Here is a 15,899-nt window from a genome sequence, read left to right as displayed (position 1 = left end):
GACAGGGTCGGGCGCGCTCTGAGTTCACTGACCGCCGGGCCGGAGTGTGCGGCGGGCGCAGGGCGACAGGTGGTCGGTGGGCAGGGCGCACCGCCTCCCGCCGGGCAGTGCCCGATCACAGAACACCCAATGTCGTACGCCCTGCTGGTCCTCAGCCGAGATGGTCACCCCGCCCGGCTCGACCCGCGCGCTGAGCCGGACCAACACCCGAGCTGCGGTACGCGCGAAGATCCGGGCGCGCAGCAGGTCGGGCGCGATGATCGGCAGGTGGATCACCCAGCGTTCGCTCATCGGTAGCGGCACTGTTCGGGGAGCTGCCGGGGCTGCGGCCGCTTTTACCGCCCTCTCGTCGGAGGTGGCTCGTCGTGCCGGCTCGCCAGTCGACTGGTCTGGTTGCGCACGGTGGCTGCCCTTCGTCGGATGGAATCGACGTGGAGGGGCGGTCTCCGCCGGTTGCGCTCGGCGGAGACCGCCCGTCCGCCGCCGTCCGGGGGGTACGGCAGCGGGACCGCGCCGGGGGAGCGCGGCGGGTGGGGTCTCGGCGGTTCCGATCTAGACGGGTGGGTCTCGGCGGTTCGGATCTTGGCGGGATGCGAGGCCGTCACGAGAGGCGCCAACCGACCGCAGCAGCACCACATCACCGAGAGCGACGCTATCGATACTGAGTCACCTATGTCAAGAACGTCTTTGAGTCATCTACTCACCTACGTCACTCACGCTACATACGTTGCCTGCCTCGAAGCGGCTGATCAATACTGGGCGAGCCAACCGACTGCAAGGGGCTCCACGTGCCTATCCCGCCCACGATGGACGAGCTGCTCGACGATCTCTTGAAGAAGATCAAGAGCGGGACCTACTCGCCTGGGTCCCAGCTGCCGTCCGGGCGCGTGCTGGCAGACGAGTACGACGTCTCGCAGTCAACGATCAGTCGTGCGGTGGCCAAGCTGCGGAAAGAGGGCGTGCTTGTCGGTCGTCCGGGGCGCGGGGTCTTCGTCGCGGAGTCCCGCAAGCGCTGACGCTCGTTGACTGCCTGGAACACGCCGGAGCGCGAGGTCGTCGAGATCTTGGAAAGTTTCCGTTCAGACGTGACGGAAAGTGTCCAAGATCTGGAGTGAGGGACCAGCGGCACGGGCAGGGTGGCGCGGACGACAGTTACCGCGTGCTGCTGGCGGCCCCACGCGGGCGACTGATTCGTCTACGACATCAGCTCCACAGCGAGCGCGAGTGACATCCCGTTCCCGCGCCGTGGTCCGCGCCATCGTGCTGCCCGCGCCCCCCGTGCTGCCCGCGCCCCCCGTGCTGCCCGCGCCCCCCGTGCTGCCCGCGCCCACCGCGCTGCCCGCGCCCACCGCGCTGCCCCGCGCGCACCGCGCTGATCGATTCGGGTTCCAGGAAAGCGGGGCATCAGAGCGCCCCGGACACCGCGACTTCCTGGAAAGCGAGTCGATCAAGGTCGCGCGGAGGTCAGTCGACGGTGGGCAGCTTCGGGCCGAGGACGTCGTCGGCGTCGACGATCGTGTACGCGTACCCCTGCTCGGCGAGGAAGCGCTGCCGGTGTGCCGCGTACTCGGTGTCGATCGTGTCCCGGGACACCACCGTGTAGAAGTGCGCCTGCCGGCCGTCGGCCTTCGGCCGCAGCACCCGCCCGAGCCGCTGCGCCTCCTCCTGGCGTGAGCCGAACGTCCCGGACACCTGGATCGCCACCGCCGCCTCGGGCAGGTCGATGGAGAAGTTGCCGACCTTCGAGATGACCAGGGTTCGCAGCGCGCCGGACCGGAACGCGTCGAACAGCCGCTCCCGTTCCTTGTTCGTGGTCGAGCCCTGGATGATCGGCGCGTCGAGGTACTCGCCGAGCTCGTGCAGCTGGTCGATGTACGCGCCGATCACCAGCACCTGGTCGTCCGGGTGCCGGTCGACCAGCGCCTTGACCACCGGCAGCTTGGTGCGGGCGGTCGCCGCCATCCGGTACCGCTCCTCGGCCTCCGCCGTCGCGTACGACATCCGCTCCGCGTCGGTGAGGGTCACCCGGACCTCGGTGCACTCGGCCGGAGCGATCCAGCCCTGCGACTCGATGTCCTTCCACGGCGCGTCGTACCGCTTCGGCCCGATCAGGCTGAACACATCGCCCTCGCGGCCGTCCTCGCGTACCAGGGTCGCGGTGAGGCCCAGCCGGCGGCGGGCCTGGAGGTCCGCCGTGAACCGGAAGATCGGCGCGGGCAGCAGGTGCACCTCGTCGTAGACCACCAGGCCCCAGTCGCGGGCCCCGAAGAGGTCCAGGTGGGTGAACGCGCCGCCGCGCCGCGAGGTGAGCACCTGGTACGTGGCGATGGTGACCGGACGGATCTCCTTGCGCTCGCCCGAGTACTCGCCGATCTCCTCCTCGGTCAGTGAGGTGCGGGCGATCAGCTCCCGCTTCCACTGCCGGCCGGCGACCGTGTTGGTGACCAGGATCAGGGTGGTCGCCTTCGCCTCGGCCATCGCCGCCGCGCCGACCAGGGTCTTGCCGGCACCGCAGGGCAGCACCACCACCCCCGACCCGCCGGCCCAGAACGCCTCCACGGCCTCCCGCTGGTACGAGCGCAGCGTCCACGGCTTGCGCCCGTCCTTGCCGGCCTCGGCCAGCTCGATCGGGTGCGCCTCACCGTCGACGTAACCGGCCAGGTCCTCCGCCGGCCAGCCCAGCTTGAGCAACGCCTGCTTGAGCCGGCCACGCTCGGACGGGTGCACCCGGATGGTGTCGTCGTCGATCTTGTCGCCGAGCATCCCGGCGAGCTTCTTGCTCTTGGCCACCTCGATCAGCACCAGCCGGTCCAGTGCGCGCAGCACCAACCCGTACGCCGGGTCGTTGGCGAGCTGGAGGCGGCCGTACCGGTCCATCGTCTCGGCCACGTCCACCAGCAGCGCGTGCGGCACCGGATAGCGGGAGTACTTGAGCAGCGAATCCACCACCCCCTCGGCGTCGTGCCCCGCCGCGCGGGCGTTCCACAGACCCAGGGGGGTCAGCCGGTAGGTGTGCACGTGCTCCGGCGAGCGTTCCAGCTCCGCGAACGGCGCGATCGCCATCCGACAGGCCTGCGCGTCGGGGTGGTCGATCTCCAGCAGCAGGGTCTTGTCCGACTGCACGATCAGTGGTCCACCGCTCACGCCAGCGTCCTCTCCTCGGTTGGCCGACCGGCCGGAACGGGTGGCATACCCGCTGCTGGCCGACCATCCAGTGTTGCACGATGCGGGACGGTGGAAGAAAGATGCTCACCGGGCGCAACCGTGACGGCACTTACGAACGTCTAGTAAAGGGACGACTGTCTGGGGAGGGCCCATGGAGCAGTTCCGCATCGCCTCCCGGCTGGTTGCCCTCGTGGTGGTCGTGCTGGTCGGCGCGGGAGCGTGCGCGTTCGATCCGCAGTCCGGCGGGAGTGGTGGCGGGGGAGCCGCCCCGGCCGGTGCGGCGGAACAGGCAACGGGGGCGGGCGACACGTCCGGGCCCGACCAGCACGGCCGGCCCACCCCGGCCGCGCCCACCACCAAACCCTCCCGGAAACCCAAGCCGAAGCCGACCCGCGCGGCACCCACCACCACCCCCGGCACCGGTACGCCGACAGTCGCCGGCTGCCCCCAGGGGCAGCACCAGCGGGCGGTGGAGACCCACCTGGCCCGGTTGGGCGGGTTCGGGGCGGTGACAGTCGACGGCCGGCAGTCCGCCGCCGACTGCGCGGCGATCAAGAAGTTCCAGAAGAGGTACGGCATTCGCCCCGTCGAGGGTCGCGCCGGACCGACCACCCTCGACGTGGCCCAGCGCCTCGCCACCACCGACACGACCCGCTGCAAGGCCGGCACCGGCACCACGTTCTGCGTGGACCTCACCCGACAGACCGTCTGGGCGCTGCGCGGCGGCAAGGTGATCATGGAGCCGACGGTGACCCGTACCGGCATGTCCGGCTACCGCACCCCGGCCGGCACGTACGCCGTCAACTACCGCAACCCCAAGGAATGGTCCAACCCGTACGAGGTGTGGCTGCCGTACTGGCAGCACTTCACCCAGGGGATGGGCTTCCACGAAACCACCACCTACCTGCACGACAAGTCGATCGGCTCGCACGGCTGCGTCAACCTGCTGCACGCCGACGCCGTCCGGATGTGGGAGCTGGGCAAGGTCGGCACCCGGGTGGTGCTGATCGGCCGACGCCCCGGCACCTGAGTGACACGGAGCGAATCGCGGCGGTAACCCCCTGTCCGACCGGACCAACGAGTGTCACCCTTGGAGTCCAGGGCCGGACCGGGCGGGGAGGCTGGGTATGACGGTCGACCGTGACGTGATCGCGGAGCACGAACACGCACCACCCGACGAGGTGTCCCGAGCGACGGTGATCGCGTACGCCGTCGCGGCGACACTGCTGCTCGGGTGGTTCCTCTTCGGCTGGCTGGTGCTCGAGCAGGGCTTCGTCGACTCGGTCGGCGAGTCCGCCGGTGCCGGCTTCGCACTGCTGCTGATCATCTCGGTGGTCGGCACCGTACGCCGCAGCCGCCGCTGACCGGACGGCGTCCGCGCGGTGGCGCCGTCGGTCAGTCCGCCACCACCGCCGCGGTGATCCGGTGCAGCGCGAACGTGTGCAGCATCTCGGTCCGTTCGTCCTCGGCCCGCAGGTAACCGGCACCGATGGAGACCGGCTTGAGCAGGCGTGACGCCGTCGCCCCGTGCGCGTCGACGTAGCCCACCCAGACCAGCGCCTTGTCCCGGACCGCCTGCTGGAGCACCGCCAGTGCCTCGCTGTGGGTGTGCGCCGGCACCGGGCCGCCGCCCAGCCCGGGCGCACCGCCGCGCACCACGGCAGGCGCCCGTCGGGCGGCCCGTGCCGCCGCGTCGCCGCGCCGGATGTGCTCCACCACACCGAGCAGCCGGGGCATGGGCAGCTTCGGGGCGGCCAGCGGATCGATCGTCCGGGTGGTCACCGACACCCGGGGCGGGGCCCGACGGATTCGCGGCCGGGCCAGCACCGTGCTGCCGGTGCCGTCCTCCTGCACCGGGGCGTACCCCGCGTCGCGCAGCGCACCCAGCAGCCGACCGACCTGGTACTGCGTACACAGCACCGTGGGCGCGAGCCGGCGCAGCGCCAACGACTCCAGCCGTCGGTCGGCCAACACCTCACTGACCAGCGTCTCGTCGTCGCTGCGGAGGTACGCCCCGGCCAGGCCGACCCGCAGCCCGCCGTGCTTACGGGCCACGTCGTCGATCAGGTAGGTGAGCCCCTGCGGCACCGGGGTACGTGACCGACGCCGGAACACGTCGTGCAGGTCGTCGGCCGTGTAGCCGGAATCCAGGGCCCGTCGCACGCTCGCCGTGGTGACCCGGTGAACGCTGGCCCCGCCGGCCGACTCCAGCTCGGTCATCGCCTCCAACTCGACGGCGAGCGCCGGCTCCGGCGGGCCGGGCACCACCACTGTCAGGTCGGCCTGCACCAGGAAGTGGTCGACCGGTGCGGGCAGCAAAGCGTCGAGCGCCCGCGCGGTACCGGACGGGTCGCCGCTCTCGACGTCGGCGTGCACGCCCAGCGGGTCGTCGCCCCGCTCGTCGGTCGACGTCAGGTCCCCCAGCAGCAGCCGACCGTACGAGGTCAGCGCCCCCAGCCCCGTCACGCCCAGCTGTGCGGCCTCGGCCAGCACCTCCCGGTGTGCGGCGTCCCGGCCCCGGCTGCGACGGGGAGCCCGCCAGTCCAGCAGCTCCTGCACCTCCTCCGGGGTGGGCGCCGTCGCCGGCTCCAGATCGGCGAGTACGCCGAGCACCGCCCGTCGGGTGGCCGGCGCGCTGGCCCGCTCGGCCTCGGCGGAGAGCGCGGTGATCGGCCGGTCCCGGTCGTCACGGCGGCCCACCAGCCCCACCTGTCGGGTCATGGTCAGCCATGCTCGGGCGAGCTGCTCCCACCGTTGGGCCAGTGAGGCGGCCCGCCACACCTCGTACCCGCCGGTCGGCAGCACCTGCTGATCCGCCCCGTACCGGCCGGTGGTCGCACCGGGCATCTCCAGCTCACCGAGGAGCCCCGCCGCGTACGCCACCTCCAGCAGCAGCGCGGTGGTCGGTTCGTCCAGCCCGGCGGTACGCGCCAACCGGCGCAGGTCCCGGACACCGATGCCACCCGAACGCAGCACCGGCGCGGGCTCTTCGGCGAGCTGCTCCAGCAGCCCTTCGGTGTGCCGGACCACCTCCATGGTCTGCCCGGCTCCGGCCGAGTCGACCGCTTTCGGCTCCCGTGGCGCGGCGGCCACCGGCGGTGGGCTGGTACGCAGTGGCCCGAGGGGACCGCTGTCGCGGCGCAGCAGCAGGCCGACCTCGCGGGGCAGCTCCACCGTTGCGCCGGCCGGGGACGAACCGGTCGTCGCCGGGACCAGCAGTCGGTTGTCGACGAGCCACCGCACCGGGGAGCCGGTCGGCGCGCCACCGTTCGTCGGGTCGGTGAGGACCGGGTCCGCCGCGCCGAGCGGCGGCGCCTGCAACGCCCCCGGCGGCACGCTGCCCACCGGCGGGCCGGCCGCCAACCGGTCCAGGATCGCCCGGGCTGAGGGCGGGGCGGCGAGCACGGTCCGTCGCAGCTTCGCCGGGTCCGCGCAGAGCGCGGCCGCGCGCGGGTCCAGCTCCGCGGCCGGCCGGCCGAGCCCAGCGGGGTACGGGGAGACCTCGTCGACGGCGGGCAACACCTGGAGCGCATGCTCCGGGCCGTACAGCAGGAAGAGCGCACGCAGTCGGCCCACGGCGGCCCGGACGGCCGTCGGAGCCGGCGGGTGCGGCCCGGCGGTCGCCATCGCCAGCACGGTGTCGGTGGCCGTGGTGGCGTCGTCCGGGTTCCGGGTGAGGCGGGCGGCGTCGAGGATCTGGAGGGTGAACTGGTCCAGACCGTCCAGCGCGCGGGCCACGGAGACCCGGGACTGGGCCCGGATGGCCAGGGCGGAGACGTCGGCCGGCACGGGCACGACGAGGTCGGGCCGCAGTTGAAGGAGTGCGGCCAGTGACTCGTCGGGCAGCGACCGCAGGTGGTCGGCGAGTGAGGTGGTCATCGTCTTTCCACGCTAGCCCGGCACCGGGCTTCCGCGCCCCTCGGACGTCCGGTCGACCGGGAGTAGCCGGTACGTTTCTCGACATGCCCGCACTGACCGTCGGATTCGACCTCGACATGACCCTGGTGGACTCCCGCCCCGGCATCGCCGCGGCGTACCGGGCGCTGACCGCGAGGACCGGTGTGCCGGTCGACGCCGAGCTGGCGGTGTCCCGGCTCGGGCCGCCGCTGCGTACCGAGCTCGCGCACTGGTTCCCGCCGGATCAGGTCGAGTCGGCCGTGCGGGTGTATCGCGAGCTGTACCCGGCGTACGCGATCACCCCGACGCTTCTGCTGCCCGGCGCGCGGGAGGCCATCGAGGCGATCCGTGCGCGCGGTGGCCGGGTGCTGGTCGTCACGTCCAAGATCGGCCGGCTGGCCCGGTTGCACCTGGACCACCTCGGTCTCACTGTCGACGAGTTGGCCGGCGACCTGTTCGCCGAGCAGAAGGCGACAGCTCTGCGGGAGCACGGCGCTACCCACTATGTCGGTGATCATGTCGCGGACATGGTGGCGGCGGCTGCGGCCGGGGTGCCCGGCATCGGCGTGGCGACCGGCCCGTGCTCCTCCGATGAGCTACGCGCGGCCGGGGCGGAAGTGGTGCTGGACGAGCTCACCGAATTCCCAGCGGCGCTCGACGGGATGATCCAGCTAGCCTTGGAGCAGTAGCGGCTCAAGTGAAGCAGGGGTTTTCAGGTGCCTACGGGTCGAGTGAAGTGGTACGACACGGCCAAGGGATACGGCTTCGTCACGAGTGACGAGGGCGGCGACGTGTTCCTGCCCAAGGGGGCGCTGCCGGCGGGTGTCACCGACCTCAAGGGTGGCCAGCGGGTCGACTTCAGCGTGGTGGACAGCCGCCGGGGCTCGCAGGCCATGGGGGTCAAGCTGCTGGACGCGCCGCCGTCGATGTCGGAGCTGCGCCGTCGTCCGGCTGAGGAACTGCACGGCCTGGTCGAAGACATGATCAAGGTGCTGGAGGCGAAGGTCCAGCCGGACCTGCGCCGGGGTCGGTACCCGGACAGGAAGGCCGCGCAGAAGATCGCTCAGCTGGTCCACGCGGTGGCCCGCGAGCTGGAGGTCTGAGGCACCAGGCCGGCGGTGGCGGCCCGGTCGAGCAGTGCCGCCACCGCGGCGAAACCGGCCTCGCCCAGGTCGGCGGTGAACTCGTTGACGTAGAGGCCGATGTGCCGGTCGACCACGTCGAGCTCCATCTCCTGGGCGTGCGCCAGCACGTACTCCCGGCTGGCCGCCGGGTCCGCCCAGGCCTGCCGGACCGACTCGCGGACCCAGCCGGCCGCGGCCTGCGGGTCGACCGCCCCGCGTCGGGCCAGGATCGCGCCGAGGGGGATGGGTAGGCCGGTGTCGGCCTCCCACCATTCGCCGAGGTCGACGAGGGCGCTCAGGCCGTGCCGGTGGTAGGTGAACCGGGCCTCGTGGATGACCAGCCCGGCGTCGTAGCGTCCAGCCGCCACGCCCGGCATGATCTCGTGGAACGGCACCACCTCGATCCGGGCCGGTGGCCGTCCGGCCGACCAGAGCCGGAACAGCAGGTACGCGGTGGTCCGGTCTCCCGGCACCGCCACCGTGGCGCCGGTCAGGTCGGCGCGGTCCGGGCCGCCGTCGCGGTCGCCCCGGGTGAGCACCAGCGGACCACAACCGCGGCCGAGGGCGCCGCCGCAGGGCAGCAGGTGATAGTCGTCGAGCAGCCAGGGCAGCGCCGCGAAGCTCACCTTCACCAGGTCGAACGCGCCCCGCTCGGCCGCCGTGTTGGTGACGTCCACGTCGGCGTACGTCACCTCGACCGGCGGTGCGCCGGGCACCCGCCCGTGTACCAGCGCGTGGAAGACGAACGTGTCGTTGGGGCAGGGCGAGATCGCCAGGGAGAGCGCCACACCCTCACGGTAGACCCGCGCCTGCCGTGCGGCCCGCGCCCACCCCGCCCGGTGTGATCCGCGTCGGAGATCCGCGACGACCGGCCCGCGGCTAATGGCGTGGCCTGCGGCTAATGGCGTGGCTGGCGGCATCGGCGTGGCCGGTGGCCGGTCCCCGGCGGCAGCGTGGGTGCCGGCCCCCTCAGCGCCGGGGTCGGGCACCTGCCTCGGACTCCCTTTGGAGCTGATGCCGCAAACGAATCAAGCTGGGCTCAGGGGCCGCAGCGATGCGAGGTCGTGCTGCGGGCCGTGATGGTGCGGGGCTGTGCGGGCCGTGATGGTGCGGGTCGCGGTGGTGCGGGGCTGTGCGGGCCGGGGTGGTGCGGGGTCGTGCGGGCCGCGATGGCGCGGAGCCGTGCGGCCGCGGTGGTGCGGGGCGCGATGGTGCGGGCCCCGTGCGGGCCGTGATGGTGTGGGCGTCGTGCGGGGCGCGATGGTGTGGGCGTCGTGCGGGCCGCGATAAGGCGGGCCCCGTGCGGGCCGCGATGGTGCGGGCCCCGTGCGGGCCGCGATAAGGCGGGCCCCGTGCGGGCCGCGATGGTGCGGTCTCGTGGGGGCAGCAGTGGCGCGGAGTCGGTGGCGGGGTGCGACACGGCGGCGTCCACGGGTGCGGTGTTTCCCATGGGTGCCGTCGGCGCGGGTGTCGTGACGCGGGGCCGCGCCTTCCGAACGCCTTTGGTTGGCGTAGGCCGTGATGATGTCGCAGACGATTCAGCTCCATAGGGGGTTTGCGGAGTAGGTCATCCACCGACCCGAGCGGTTGTCCACAGCTTTATCCACAGCTCTGCCTGGGGTGTTGATAGTGCGCTGACCAGCGGGGAGCATCGGTCCGTGACCGAGGCGAGTGACCACACGGACGAGAGCAGCGGGGTCGATCTCGGTCCGGCGCTCCGCGCTCTGCGTCGGCGGGCCGATCTGAGTCAGCGGCAGTTGGCCGAGAGATCCGGGGTGCCGCAGCCGACGCTGGCCCGCATCGAGTCGGGGCGGGCGCTCAACCCCCGATTCCGGACCGTGGAACGCCTCGTCCGGGCGGCGGGCGGGAGGCTGGCCGTCGGCATCCCACCCGCCGTCTCCGGCGTCGCCGAACCCACGCCGGTTCCGCACGACGACATGCGGGACGAGGCGGGCCGTCGATACCCGGCTCACCTGGACGTCTGGCCGGTCCACGAGCCTCGGGACTGGCCCGGCGCCTGGTGGGCGGAGTGGTACCGGTTGCCGCCCGAGCGGTATCCGCTCCCGCTGCCGCCGGCCGCGTACGAGCTGAACCGTCGTTATCGCGACAACCGGAGGTGGGGTGCCGAGGTCCGAAGGACTACGCAGGTGCGTCGGGTGCTGGCCAGCGACCTGCCGGCCACCTGCTGGCGCTACGTCGCCGAGCTTCCCGACGGCAAGCTGGTTGGTGAGCTGCGGGCCCATGAACGCAGCCCGTTCCTCCAATTCGGCGAGTGGCATCCGGACATGCCGGAGCGGGAGATGGTGCTCGACGGCGTGCTTGTCGACCCCCGGTATCGGCGGTTGGGGCTCGGGCGACGACTGGTCACCGCGCTGGTGACCGGGATGCGCGAGGCGGGCATCGACGACGCGGTCGCTGTCGCCGACCAAGCTGGCACCGACCTGCTGCTGGCGTGCGGCTTCGAGATCGAGGCACGCCGCACCGCCGCACTGCGCCTGGGTCAGCCGGGCAAGCGCCGCTTCTGGTGACCGTCGGCCGGGTCAGCGCAGTGCCCGGTCAGCGCAGTGCCGGTCAGCGCAGTGCCGGGTCAGCGCAGTGCCGGTCAGCGCAGTGCCGGGTCAGCGCAGTGCCGGTCAGCGCAGTGCCGGGGCTGCTGCGGTCAGGGCGGCCAGGGCTTCGCGCAGCCGCCAGGCGTCCCGGTCGCGGGGGCCGATCGGGTTGGAAATCGTGCGCAGTTCGGCGAAGGGCACCCCGGCCTGCGCCGCGGCCACCGCCACGCCGTACCCCTCCATGGCTTCCGCGACCGCTTCCGGATGCCTGCGGCGCAGCTCGTCGGTGCCGGCCGTGGTGCCGGTGACGGTGCTGACCGTGAGCACCGGGCCAGCCGTGGCCGTCGGGAGGGCGGCTCGCAACGCCGTCAGCAGGCCCGGGTCCGCCGACACCCTGCTGCCCGCACCCAGCAGCGCGGGCGGCATACCCAGCTCGTCGACCGGGATGAAGCCGTCGGGCGACTCGGCACCCAGGTCGGCGGCGATGCTGGCGGTGCCGACCACCGTGTCGCCGACCTCGGCCCGCCCGGTGAAGCCGCCGGCCACGCCGGCGCTGACCACCGCACGGTACGGGCGGCCGGCGGCCTCTGCCAGCGCCAGCAGCCGTGCGGTGGCGGCACCGGCGAGGGCCGGGCCCACACCGATCGGGGTGACGGTCACCCCGGGGTCGGTCAGCCCGGCGCGGATCGCGTCCGCCTCGGCGGGAACCGCCGTCACCACCAGCAGACCGGTCACGAGAGTGAGCCGGGAGACTCGCGGCGGGTCTCGTCGTCGGCCCCGCCACCCGGGCCGCCAACGGCCGACGACGGGCGGTAGATGTGGTAGCCCGGCGGGGCGAGGCTCGGGTCGTCGTACTCCGGTGAGCTGGTCCGGGCCGGGGCCGGTGAGGTCGGCGTGGGGTCCCCGGGCTCGTCCGCCGGCTCGTCCTCGGTCAGCTCGTCGTCACCGAGCGGTCGGCCGGCCAGCTTCTCACCGCGCAGCCGGGCGGCGGTCAGCACACCCCGGATCGCGGCCAGTACGCCGACCCCGGCGGCCACGGCGATGCCCATCCGGCCGTCGAACGGCACCAGCCCGAGCCCGCCGCCGGCGACGAAGGCGAGCATCAGCACCGTCTCGGAGTGGGCGAAGGAGCTGGCCCGCAACCGTTCCGGGATGCGCTCCTGGATCGAGGCGTCCACTGCCAGCTTCGCTATCCCGCTGGCCAGCGCGGCGACAAGGCAGAGCAGGGCGACCATCAGCAGCGAGAACTGGATGACGGCGAGCACCGCCACCCCGGCCACGATGATCATGCTGCTGGACTGGATGGCGGTCGGCCGGTGGATGCGCAGCCGGGTGCCGATGGCGGTGGCCAGGAAGGTGCCGACCGCGAGCGCGCCGCCGACCACGCCCAACGCCCATTCGGCGCCCAGATCCCGGCCGAACACCACCGTGGTCAGGTCGCCCTTCTTGATCGCGAAGGCGAGGAAGAGCAGCAGGAAGCCGTAGAGCGCGCGTAGCGTCGCCGCGCCGATCAGGGTGGCGATCACCAGCCGGCCGGACGGTCGGCCCCGGCCCAGCGGCCGGTCGCCACGGCGGCGGCCCAGCGCGCGCAGTGGCCGAGGGACCCGCTCCGGTGGCTCCGAGTCGGCCTTCGGCGGCAGCCGCAGGGAGATCACCATGCCGACCAGGAAGATCACCGACGCGACCCGCAGCGGCCACTGCGGCCCGAACCAGAACGCGGCCAACCCGATCGGTGCCACCAGCGCACCCGCGACAGTGCCGTAGACGCTGGCCCGGGCACCCACCTGGGACAGACCCAGGCCCTCCGGCAGCAACCGGGGCACCGCCGCGGATCGGGCCACCCCGTACGCCCGGGAGAGCGCGAGCACCCCGAACGCGGCCGGGTAGAGCCCGAAGCCGTGGATGTAGTCGGAGATCAACCAGGCCAGGAAGGCGCGCCCGAGCATCGTCGCCGCCAGGGCGTACCGCCGGCCGTGCCGGAAGTGATCCAGCAGCGGGCCCACCACCGGAGCGAGCATCGCGAACGGCACCATGGTCACCAGCAGGTAGAGCGCGACTTTGCTACGAGCCTCGCCGAGCGGCACGTTGAAGAAGATCGTGCCGGCCAGACCGATGGCGATCAGGGTGTCACCGGCGCAGGAGAGCGCGTGCAGGTCGAACAGGCGAACCATGCCGACCTCGCCGCCGGCGCCCCGGGCGCGGGCCCGACCGGCCCGGCGGGTCACCCAGCGGCCGCTACCCATCGAACCCCGCAACAACAGACGAACAGCGCGAATGCCAGTGCCGACGGTCCGGCCGAGGACGGATCGCCCGGAGCGGGAGTACGACGGCATGTGCACCATCCTCGCCCATCTGATCCGGGTACGCCGCACCACCGCTGGGAAAGGTTCCCCGGGAGTCCCTGTCACCCCTGCGGGGCGCATGGGGAACAATGGTCGAGTGACCAGGCCCGCCTCCACCCGTGCCGCCCGTCTCGACCAGGTCTGCGCCGCCGCCGTCGAGGTGGCCCGCGCCGGCATCACCGAGGTGGGCTCCGACGATGTCGGCGACCACCTGCAGGTCGTTGCCGAGGGTGATCGGCTGGTCACCCACTACTTCGAATGTCGCCTCGCCGGCTACAACGGCTGGCGCTGGGCGGTCACCGTCACCCGGGTGCCGCGCAGCAAGACGGTGACCATCTGCGAGACGGTTCTGCTGCCCGGCCCGGACGCGCTGCTCGCGCCCGGCTGGCTGCCCTGGCAGGAGCGGCTCAAGCCGGGCGACCTGGGTCCGGGTGACCTGCTCCCGACCTCGCCCGACGACGATCGACTGGTCCCCGGTTACCTGCTCTCCGACGACCCGGCGGTCGAGGAGACGGCTTGGGAGTTGGGCCTCGGGCGCGCCCGCGTGCTCTCCCGGGAGGGTCGCATCGACACGGCGCAGCGCTGGTACGACGGTGACCACGGCCCCGCCGCGGCCATCTCGTCCGCCGCACCGGCCGCCGCCCGCTGCGGCACCTGCGGCTTCTACCTGCCGCTGGCCGGTGCGATGCGGCAGGCATTCGGGGCGTGCGGCAACTTCTACGCTCCCGACGACGGCCGGGTGGTGAGCGCCGACCACGGTTGCGGCGCCCACTCCGAGACGTTGATCGAGGCGGCCGAGACCGCTGTCGACGAGCTGCCCACTGTCTACGACGACAGCGCGGTGGAGGCCATGTCGGTCAGCCGGGCGCCGGGCTCGGTGGAGGCCGCTGAGCCGGCGGAGCCGTACGGGCACTCCTGATCGTCCGCGCCGGAGTGCTCCGGCGCGGCGGCCGGCTCACCTCGCGCGGCGACGTCGTCGGTTGGCGTCGTGCCGCATCATCACCGCGAGGCCCGGGAAACCCCACAGGAAACCGGCGAGGCAGGTCCAGAGCCAGTTCTGGTGACCGTGGTCGGTCAGCCAGCCCCGGAAGAAGATCAGCAGGACCAGCCCGGCCACCGCCCACGCGATCAACCCGGCGAGGGCGAACGGCACCATCGGCGGATCCAGTGGTGCGGGCCGCGGTGGCTGCTCGTTCGGCATTCGGCAAGCGTACGGGATCTGCTTCCCCTGCCCATCGACGATCTGGGACGATGCGCGCGACAACTGGAAGATCACCTGCGAGGACCTGATGGCCGTAGCGCCGCCCGAGAACGGCACACCTTCCAATCCCGCCCATCCGCGTAACGGTTTCGACCGGTTCTTCGAGATCTCCGCCCGCGGCTCGACGTTGAGCCGTGAGGTACGCGGTGGCCTGGCGACCTTCTTCACGATGGCGTACATCGTGGTGCTCAACCCGCTGATCCTGGGTGGTGCCGTCGACGGTGACGGCAAGAGCCTCCCGATTCCCGCGCTGGCTGCCGCGACCGCGCTGGTCGCCGGCCTGATGACCATCCTGATGGGTGTGGTCGGCCGGTTCCCGTTGGCGCTCGCCGCCGGTCTGGGTGTCAACGCGCTCGTGGCGTACGAGATCGCCCCCGAGATGACCTGGGCAGACGCGATGGGCCTGGTGGTGATCGAGGGTCTGATCATCGCGGTGCTGGTGCTGACCGGTCTGCGCACCGCTGTCTTCCGCTCGGTGCCGACCCAGATGAAGAGTGCGATCGGGGTCGGCATCGGTCTGTTCCTGACCATCATCGGCCTGGTGGACGCCGGCTTCGTCCGACGCATCCCGGACGATGCCAACACCACCGTTCCGGTCGGCCTGGGCATCGGTGGCAAGCTGGTGAGCTGGCCGATGCTGGTGTTCGTGGTGGGCCTGCTGATCACGCTGGTGCTGGTGGTCCGCCGGGTGAAGGGCGCGATCCTGATCGGCATCCTCGCCTCGACGGTGCTGGCGGTGGTCGTGGAGGCGATCGGCAACATCGGCCCGTCGTTCGTCAACGGTCAGCCCAACCCGAAGGGCTGGTCGCTGAACGTGCCGGAGTTGCCGAAGTCGGTGGTCGACCTGCCGGACCTGTCGCTGCTCGGCAAGTTCAATGTGTTGGACTCGTGGGGCCGGGCCGGCTGGCTGGTCGTACTGATGTTCATCTTCACGCTGTTGATCACGGACTTCTTCGACACCATGGGCACGATGGTCGCGGTCGGCCAGGAGGGTGGCCTGCTCGACGAGCAGGGCACCCCGCCGAAGGCCAAGGAGATCCTGCTGGTCGACTCGATCGCGGCGGCGGCCGGCGGTGCGGCCAGCACCTCCAGCAACACGTCGTACATCGAGAGCGCCGCCGGTGTCGCGGAGGGTGCCCGGACCGGTGTGGCCAACCTGGTCACCGGCGCGCTATTCCTGCTGGCGATGTTCCTGGCGCCGCTGGTCGTGATCGTGCCGTTCGAGGCGGCGTCGACGGCCCTGGTGGTGGTCGGGTTCCTGATGATGACCGCGGTGCGGACGATCGACTGGTCCGACTACGAGATCGCCATTCCGGCCTTCCTCACCATCGTGTTGATGCCGTTCACCTACTCGATCTCCAACGGGATCGGCGCTGGTCTGATCACCTTCGTGGTGGTCAAGCTGGCGCGGGGCAAGGCCCGGGAGGTGCACCCGTTGCTGTACGGGGTGGCCGCGCTCTTCGTGCTGTACTTCCTGCGTGGGCCGATCGAGTCCCTGGTGCTCTGAGGCACGTTCGGGCGGGGAGTCGATCGGGATTCCCCGCCCGTACCATTCGAATCC

The 15,899-nt window shown here is 72.1% G+C and carries 15 protein-coding genes; 8 read left to right on the top strand and 7 right to left on the bottom strand.

Features of this window, described 5'->3' with window-relative positions; translation table 11 throughout:
• Positions 1–24 precede the first annotated feature (24 nt).
• Entirely contained in the window at positions 25–291 is a 267-nt protein-coding gene (locus tag ACZ6NZ_RS02165) for a hypothetical protein (RefSeq protein WP_465855025.1), read from the bottom strand.
• 515 nt (positions 292–806) lie between these two features.
• Between ACZ6NZ_RS02165 and ACZ6NZ_RS02160 the strand changes: the two genes are divergently transcribed.
• Positions 807–1,016, top strand: a complete 210-nt coding sequence (locus ACZ6NZ_RS02160) for a GntR family transcriptional regulator (RefSeq protein ID WP_449866822.1) — start codon at positions 807–809, stop codon at positions 1,014–1,016.
• A gap of 448 nt (positions 1,017–1,464) precedes the next feature.
• Here ACZ6NZ_RS02160 and ACZ6NZ_RS02155 read toward each other — a convergent pair whose 3' ends face one another.
• Positions 1,465–3,144: a DNA repair helicase XPB gene (locus ACZ6NZ_RS02155; protein WP_366605697.1), complete on the bottom strand. Its 1,680-nt coding sequence runs from the start codon at positions 3,142–3,144 to the stop codon at positions 1,465–1,467.
• Between the two features lie 172 nt (positions 3,145–3,316).
• Here ACZ6NZ_RS02155 and ACZ6NZ_RS02150 point away from each other — a divergent pair, with 172 nt between their 5' ends.
• Together ACZ6NZ_RS02150 and ACZ6NZ_RS02145 are read left to right on the top strand one after the other, a co-directional pair.
• Positions 3,317–4,195, top strand: coding sequence for a L,D-transpeptidase family protein (locus ACZ6NZ_RS02150; RefSeq protein WP_465855022.1), 879 nt, complete (start codon positions 3,317–3,319; stop codon positions 4,193–4,195).
• Between the two features lie 97 nt (positions 4,196–4,292).
• Complete coding sequence (locus ACZ6NZ_RS02145; protein ID WP_366605693.1) at positions 4,293–4,529, top strand: hypothetical protein; 237 nt, start codon at positions 4,293–4,295, stop codon at positions 4,527–4,529.
• A gap of 31 nt (positions 4,530–4,560) precedes the next feature.
• On the opposite strand, the gene ACZ6NZ_RS02140 is transcribed toward ACZ6NZ_RS02145, so the two are convergent.
• The gene (locus tag ACZ6NZ_RS02140; protein WP_465855020.1) at positions 4,561–7,044 is read right to left on the bottom strand and encodes a helicase-associated domain-containing protein; all 2,484 of its coding nucleotides are present in this window, start codon (positions 7,042–7,044) and stop codon (positions 4,561–4,563) included.
• Between the two features lie 83 nt (positions 7,045–7,127).
• Between ACZ6NZ_RS02140 and ACZ6NZ_RS02135 the strand changes: the two genes are divergently transcribed.
• Both ACZ6NZ_RS02135 and ACZ6NZ_RS02130 read left to right on the top strand, forming a co-directional pair.
• Positions 7,128–7,751, top strand: coding sequence for an HAD family hydrolase (locus ACZ6NZ_RS02135; RefSeq protein WP_366605690.1), 624 nt, complete (start codon positions 7,128–7,130; stop codon positions 7,749–7,751).
• A gap of 27 nt (positions 7,752–7,778) precedes the next feature.
• A complete protein-coding gene (locus ACZ6NZ_RS02130) occupies positions 7,779–8,165 on the top strand; it encodes a cold-shock protein (protein WP_366605688.1) in 387 nt (128 codons plus the stop codon).
• Here ACZ6NZ_RS02130 and ACZ6NZ_RS02125 read toward each other — a convergent pair.
• A complete protein-coding gene (locus ACZ6NZ_RS02125) occupies positions 8,126–8,974 on the bottom strand; it encodes a 1,4-dihydroxy-6-naphthoate synthase (RefSeq protein ID WP_465855017.1) in 849 nt (282 codons plus the stop codon). The two genes, ACZ6NZ_RS02130 and ACZ6NZ_RS02125, sit on opposite strands and share 40 nt — an antisense overlap.
• Before the next feature lie 870 nt (positions 8,975–9,844).
• Here ACZ6NZ_RS02125 and ACZ6NZ_RS02120 point away from each other — a divergent pair.
• Entirely contained in the window at positions 9,845–10,714 is an 870-nt protein-coding gene (locus tag ACZ6NZ_RS02120) for a helix-turn-helix domain-containing protein (RefSeq protein WP_465855015.1), read from the top strand.
• 105 nt (positions 10,715–10,819) lie between these two features.
• Here ACZ6NZ_RS02120 and ACZ6NZ_RS02115 read toward each other — a convergent pair whose 3' ends face one another.
• The gene (locus ACZ6NZ_RS02115) at positions 10,820–11,470 is read right to left on the bottom strand and encodes a futalosine hydrolase (RefSeq protein WP_465855013.1); all 651 of its coding nucleotides are present in this window, start codon (positions 11,468–11,470) and stop codon (positions 10,820–10,822) included.
• On the bottom strand, positions 11,467–13,068 hold the full coding sequence (locus tag ACZ6NZ_RS02110; RefSeq protein ID WP_465855011.1) for an MFS transporter: 1,602 nt from the start codon (positions 13,066–13,068) through the stop codon (positions 11,467–11,469). The genes ACZ6NZ_RS02115 and ACZ6NZ_RS02110 overlap by 4 nt, the downstream gene beginning before the upstream one ends.
• Between ACZ6NZ_RS02110 and ACZ6NZ_RS02105 the strand changes: the two genes are divergently transcribed.
• Positions 13,067–13,996, top strand: coding sequence for a DUF3027 domain-containing protein (locus tag ACZ6NZ_RS02105; protein ID WP_465855009.1), 930 nt, complete (start codon positions 13,067–13,069; stop codon positions 13,994–13,996). The two genes, ACZ6NZ_RS02110 and ACZ6NZ_RS02105, sit on opposite strands and share 2 nt — an antisense overlap.
• 36 nt (positions 13,997–14,032) lie before the next feature.
• Here ACZ6NZ_RS02105 and ACZ6NZ_RS02100 read toward each other — a convergent pair whose 3' ends face one another.
• Positions 14,033–14,278: a DUF2530 domain-containing protein gene (locus ACZ6NZ_RS02100; RefSeq protein ID WP_091395273.1), complete on the bottom strand. Its 246-nt coding sequence runs from the start codon at positions 14,276–14,278 to the stop codon at positions 14,033–14,035.
• Between the two features lie 88 nt (positions 14,279–14,366).
• Between ACZ6NZ_RS02100 and ACZ6NZ_RS02095 the strand changes: the two genes are divergently transcribed.
• Complete coding sequence (locus ACZ6NZ_RS02095; RefSeq protein WP_465855007.1) at positions 14,367–15,845, top strand: NCS2 family permease; 1,479 nt, start codon at positions 14,367–14,369, stop codon at positions 15,843–15,845.
• Positions 15,846–15,899 lie beyond the last annotated feature (54 nt).

The organism is Micromonospora sp. NPDC047756 (assembly GCF_055587245.1).
The sequence above is the reverse complement of the archived record's forward strand: the minus strand, read 5'-3'. Positions and strand labels throughout refer to the sequence as shown.

Bases quoted from the DNA above. Each gene is read 5' to 3' on its own strand.
- ACZ6NZ_RS02165 (WP_465855025.1), bottom strand. From the start codon at position 291: ATGAGCGAACGCTGGGTGATCCACCTGCCGATCATCGCGCCCGACCTG.
- ACZ6NZ_RS02160 (WP_449866822.1), top strand. From the start codon at position 807: ATGGACGAGCTGCTCGACGATCTCTTGAAGAAGATCAAGAGCGGGACC.
- ACZ6NZ_RS02150 (WP_465855022.1), top strand. From the start codon at position 3,317: ATGGAGCAGTTCCGCATCGCCTCCCGGCTGGTTGCCCTCGTGGTGGTC.
- ACZ6NZ_RS02145 (WP_366605693.1), top strand. From the start codon at position 4,293: ATGACGGTCGACCGTGACGTGATCGCGGAGCACGAACACGCACCACCC.
- ACZ6NZ_RS02140 (WP_465855020.1), bottom strand. From the start codon at position 7,044: ATGACCACCTCACTCGCCGACCACCTGCGGTCGCTGCCCGACGAGTCA.
- ACZ6NZ_RS02135 (WP_366605690.1), top strand. From the start codon at position 7,128: ATGCCCGCACTGACCGTCGGATTCGACCTCGACATGACCCTGGTGGAC.
- ACZ6NZ_RS02105 (WP_465855009.1), top strand. From the start codon at position 13,067: ATGTGCACCATCCTCGCCCATCTGATCCGGGTACGCCGCACCACCGCT.
- ACZ6NZ_RS02110 (WP_465855011.1), bottom strand. From the start codon at position 13,068: ATGCCGTCGTACTCCCGCTCCGGGCGATCCGTCCTCGGCCGGACCGTC.
- ACZ6NZ_RS02100 (WP_091395273.1), bottom strand. From the start codon at position 14,278: ATGCCGAACGAGCAGCCACCGCGGCCCGCACCACTGGATCCGCCGATG.
- ACZ6NZ_RS02095 (WP_465855007.1), top strand. From the start codon at position 14,367: ATGGCCGTAGCGCCGCCCGAGAACGGCACACCTTCCAATCCCGCCCAT.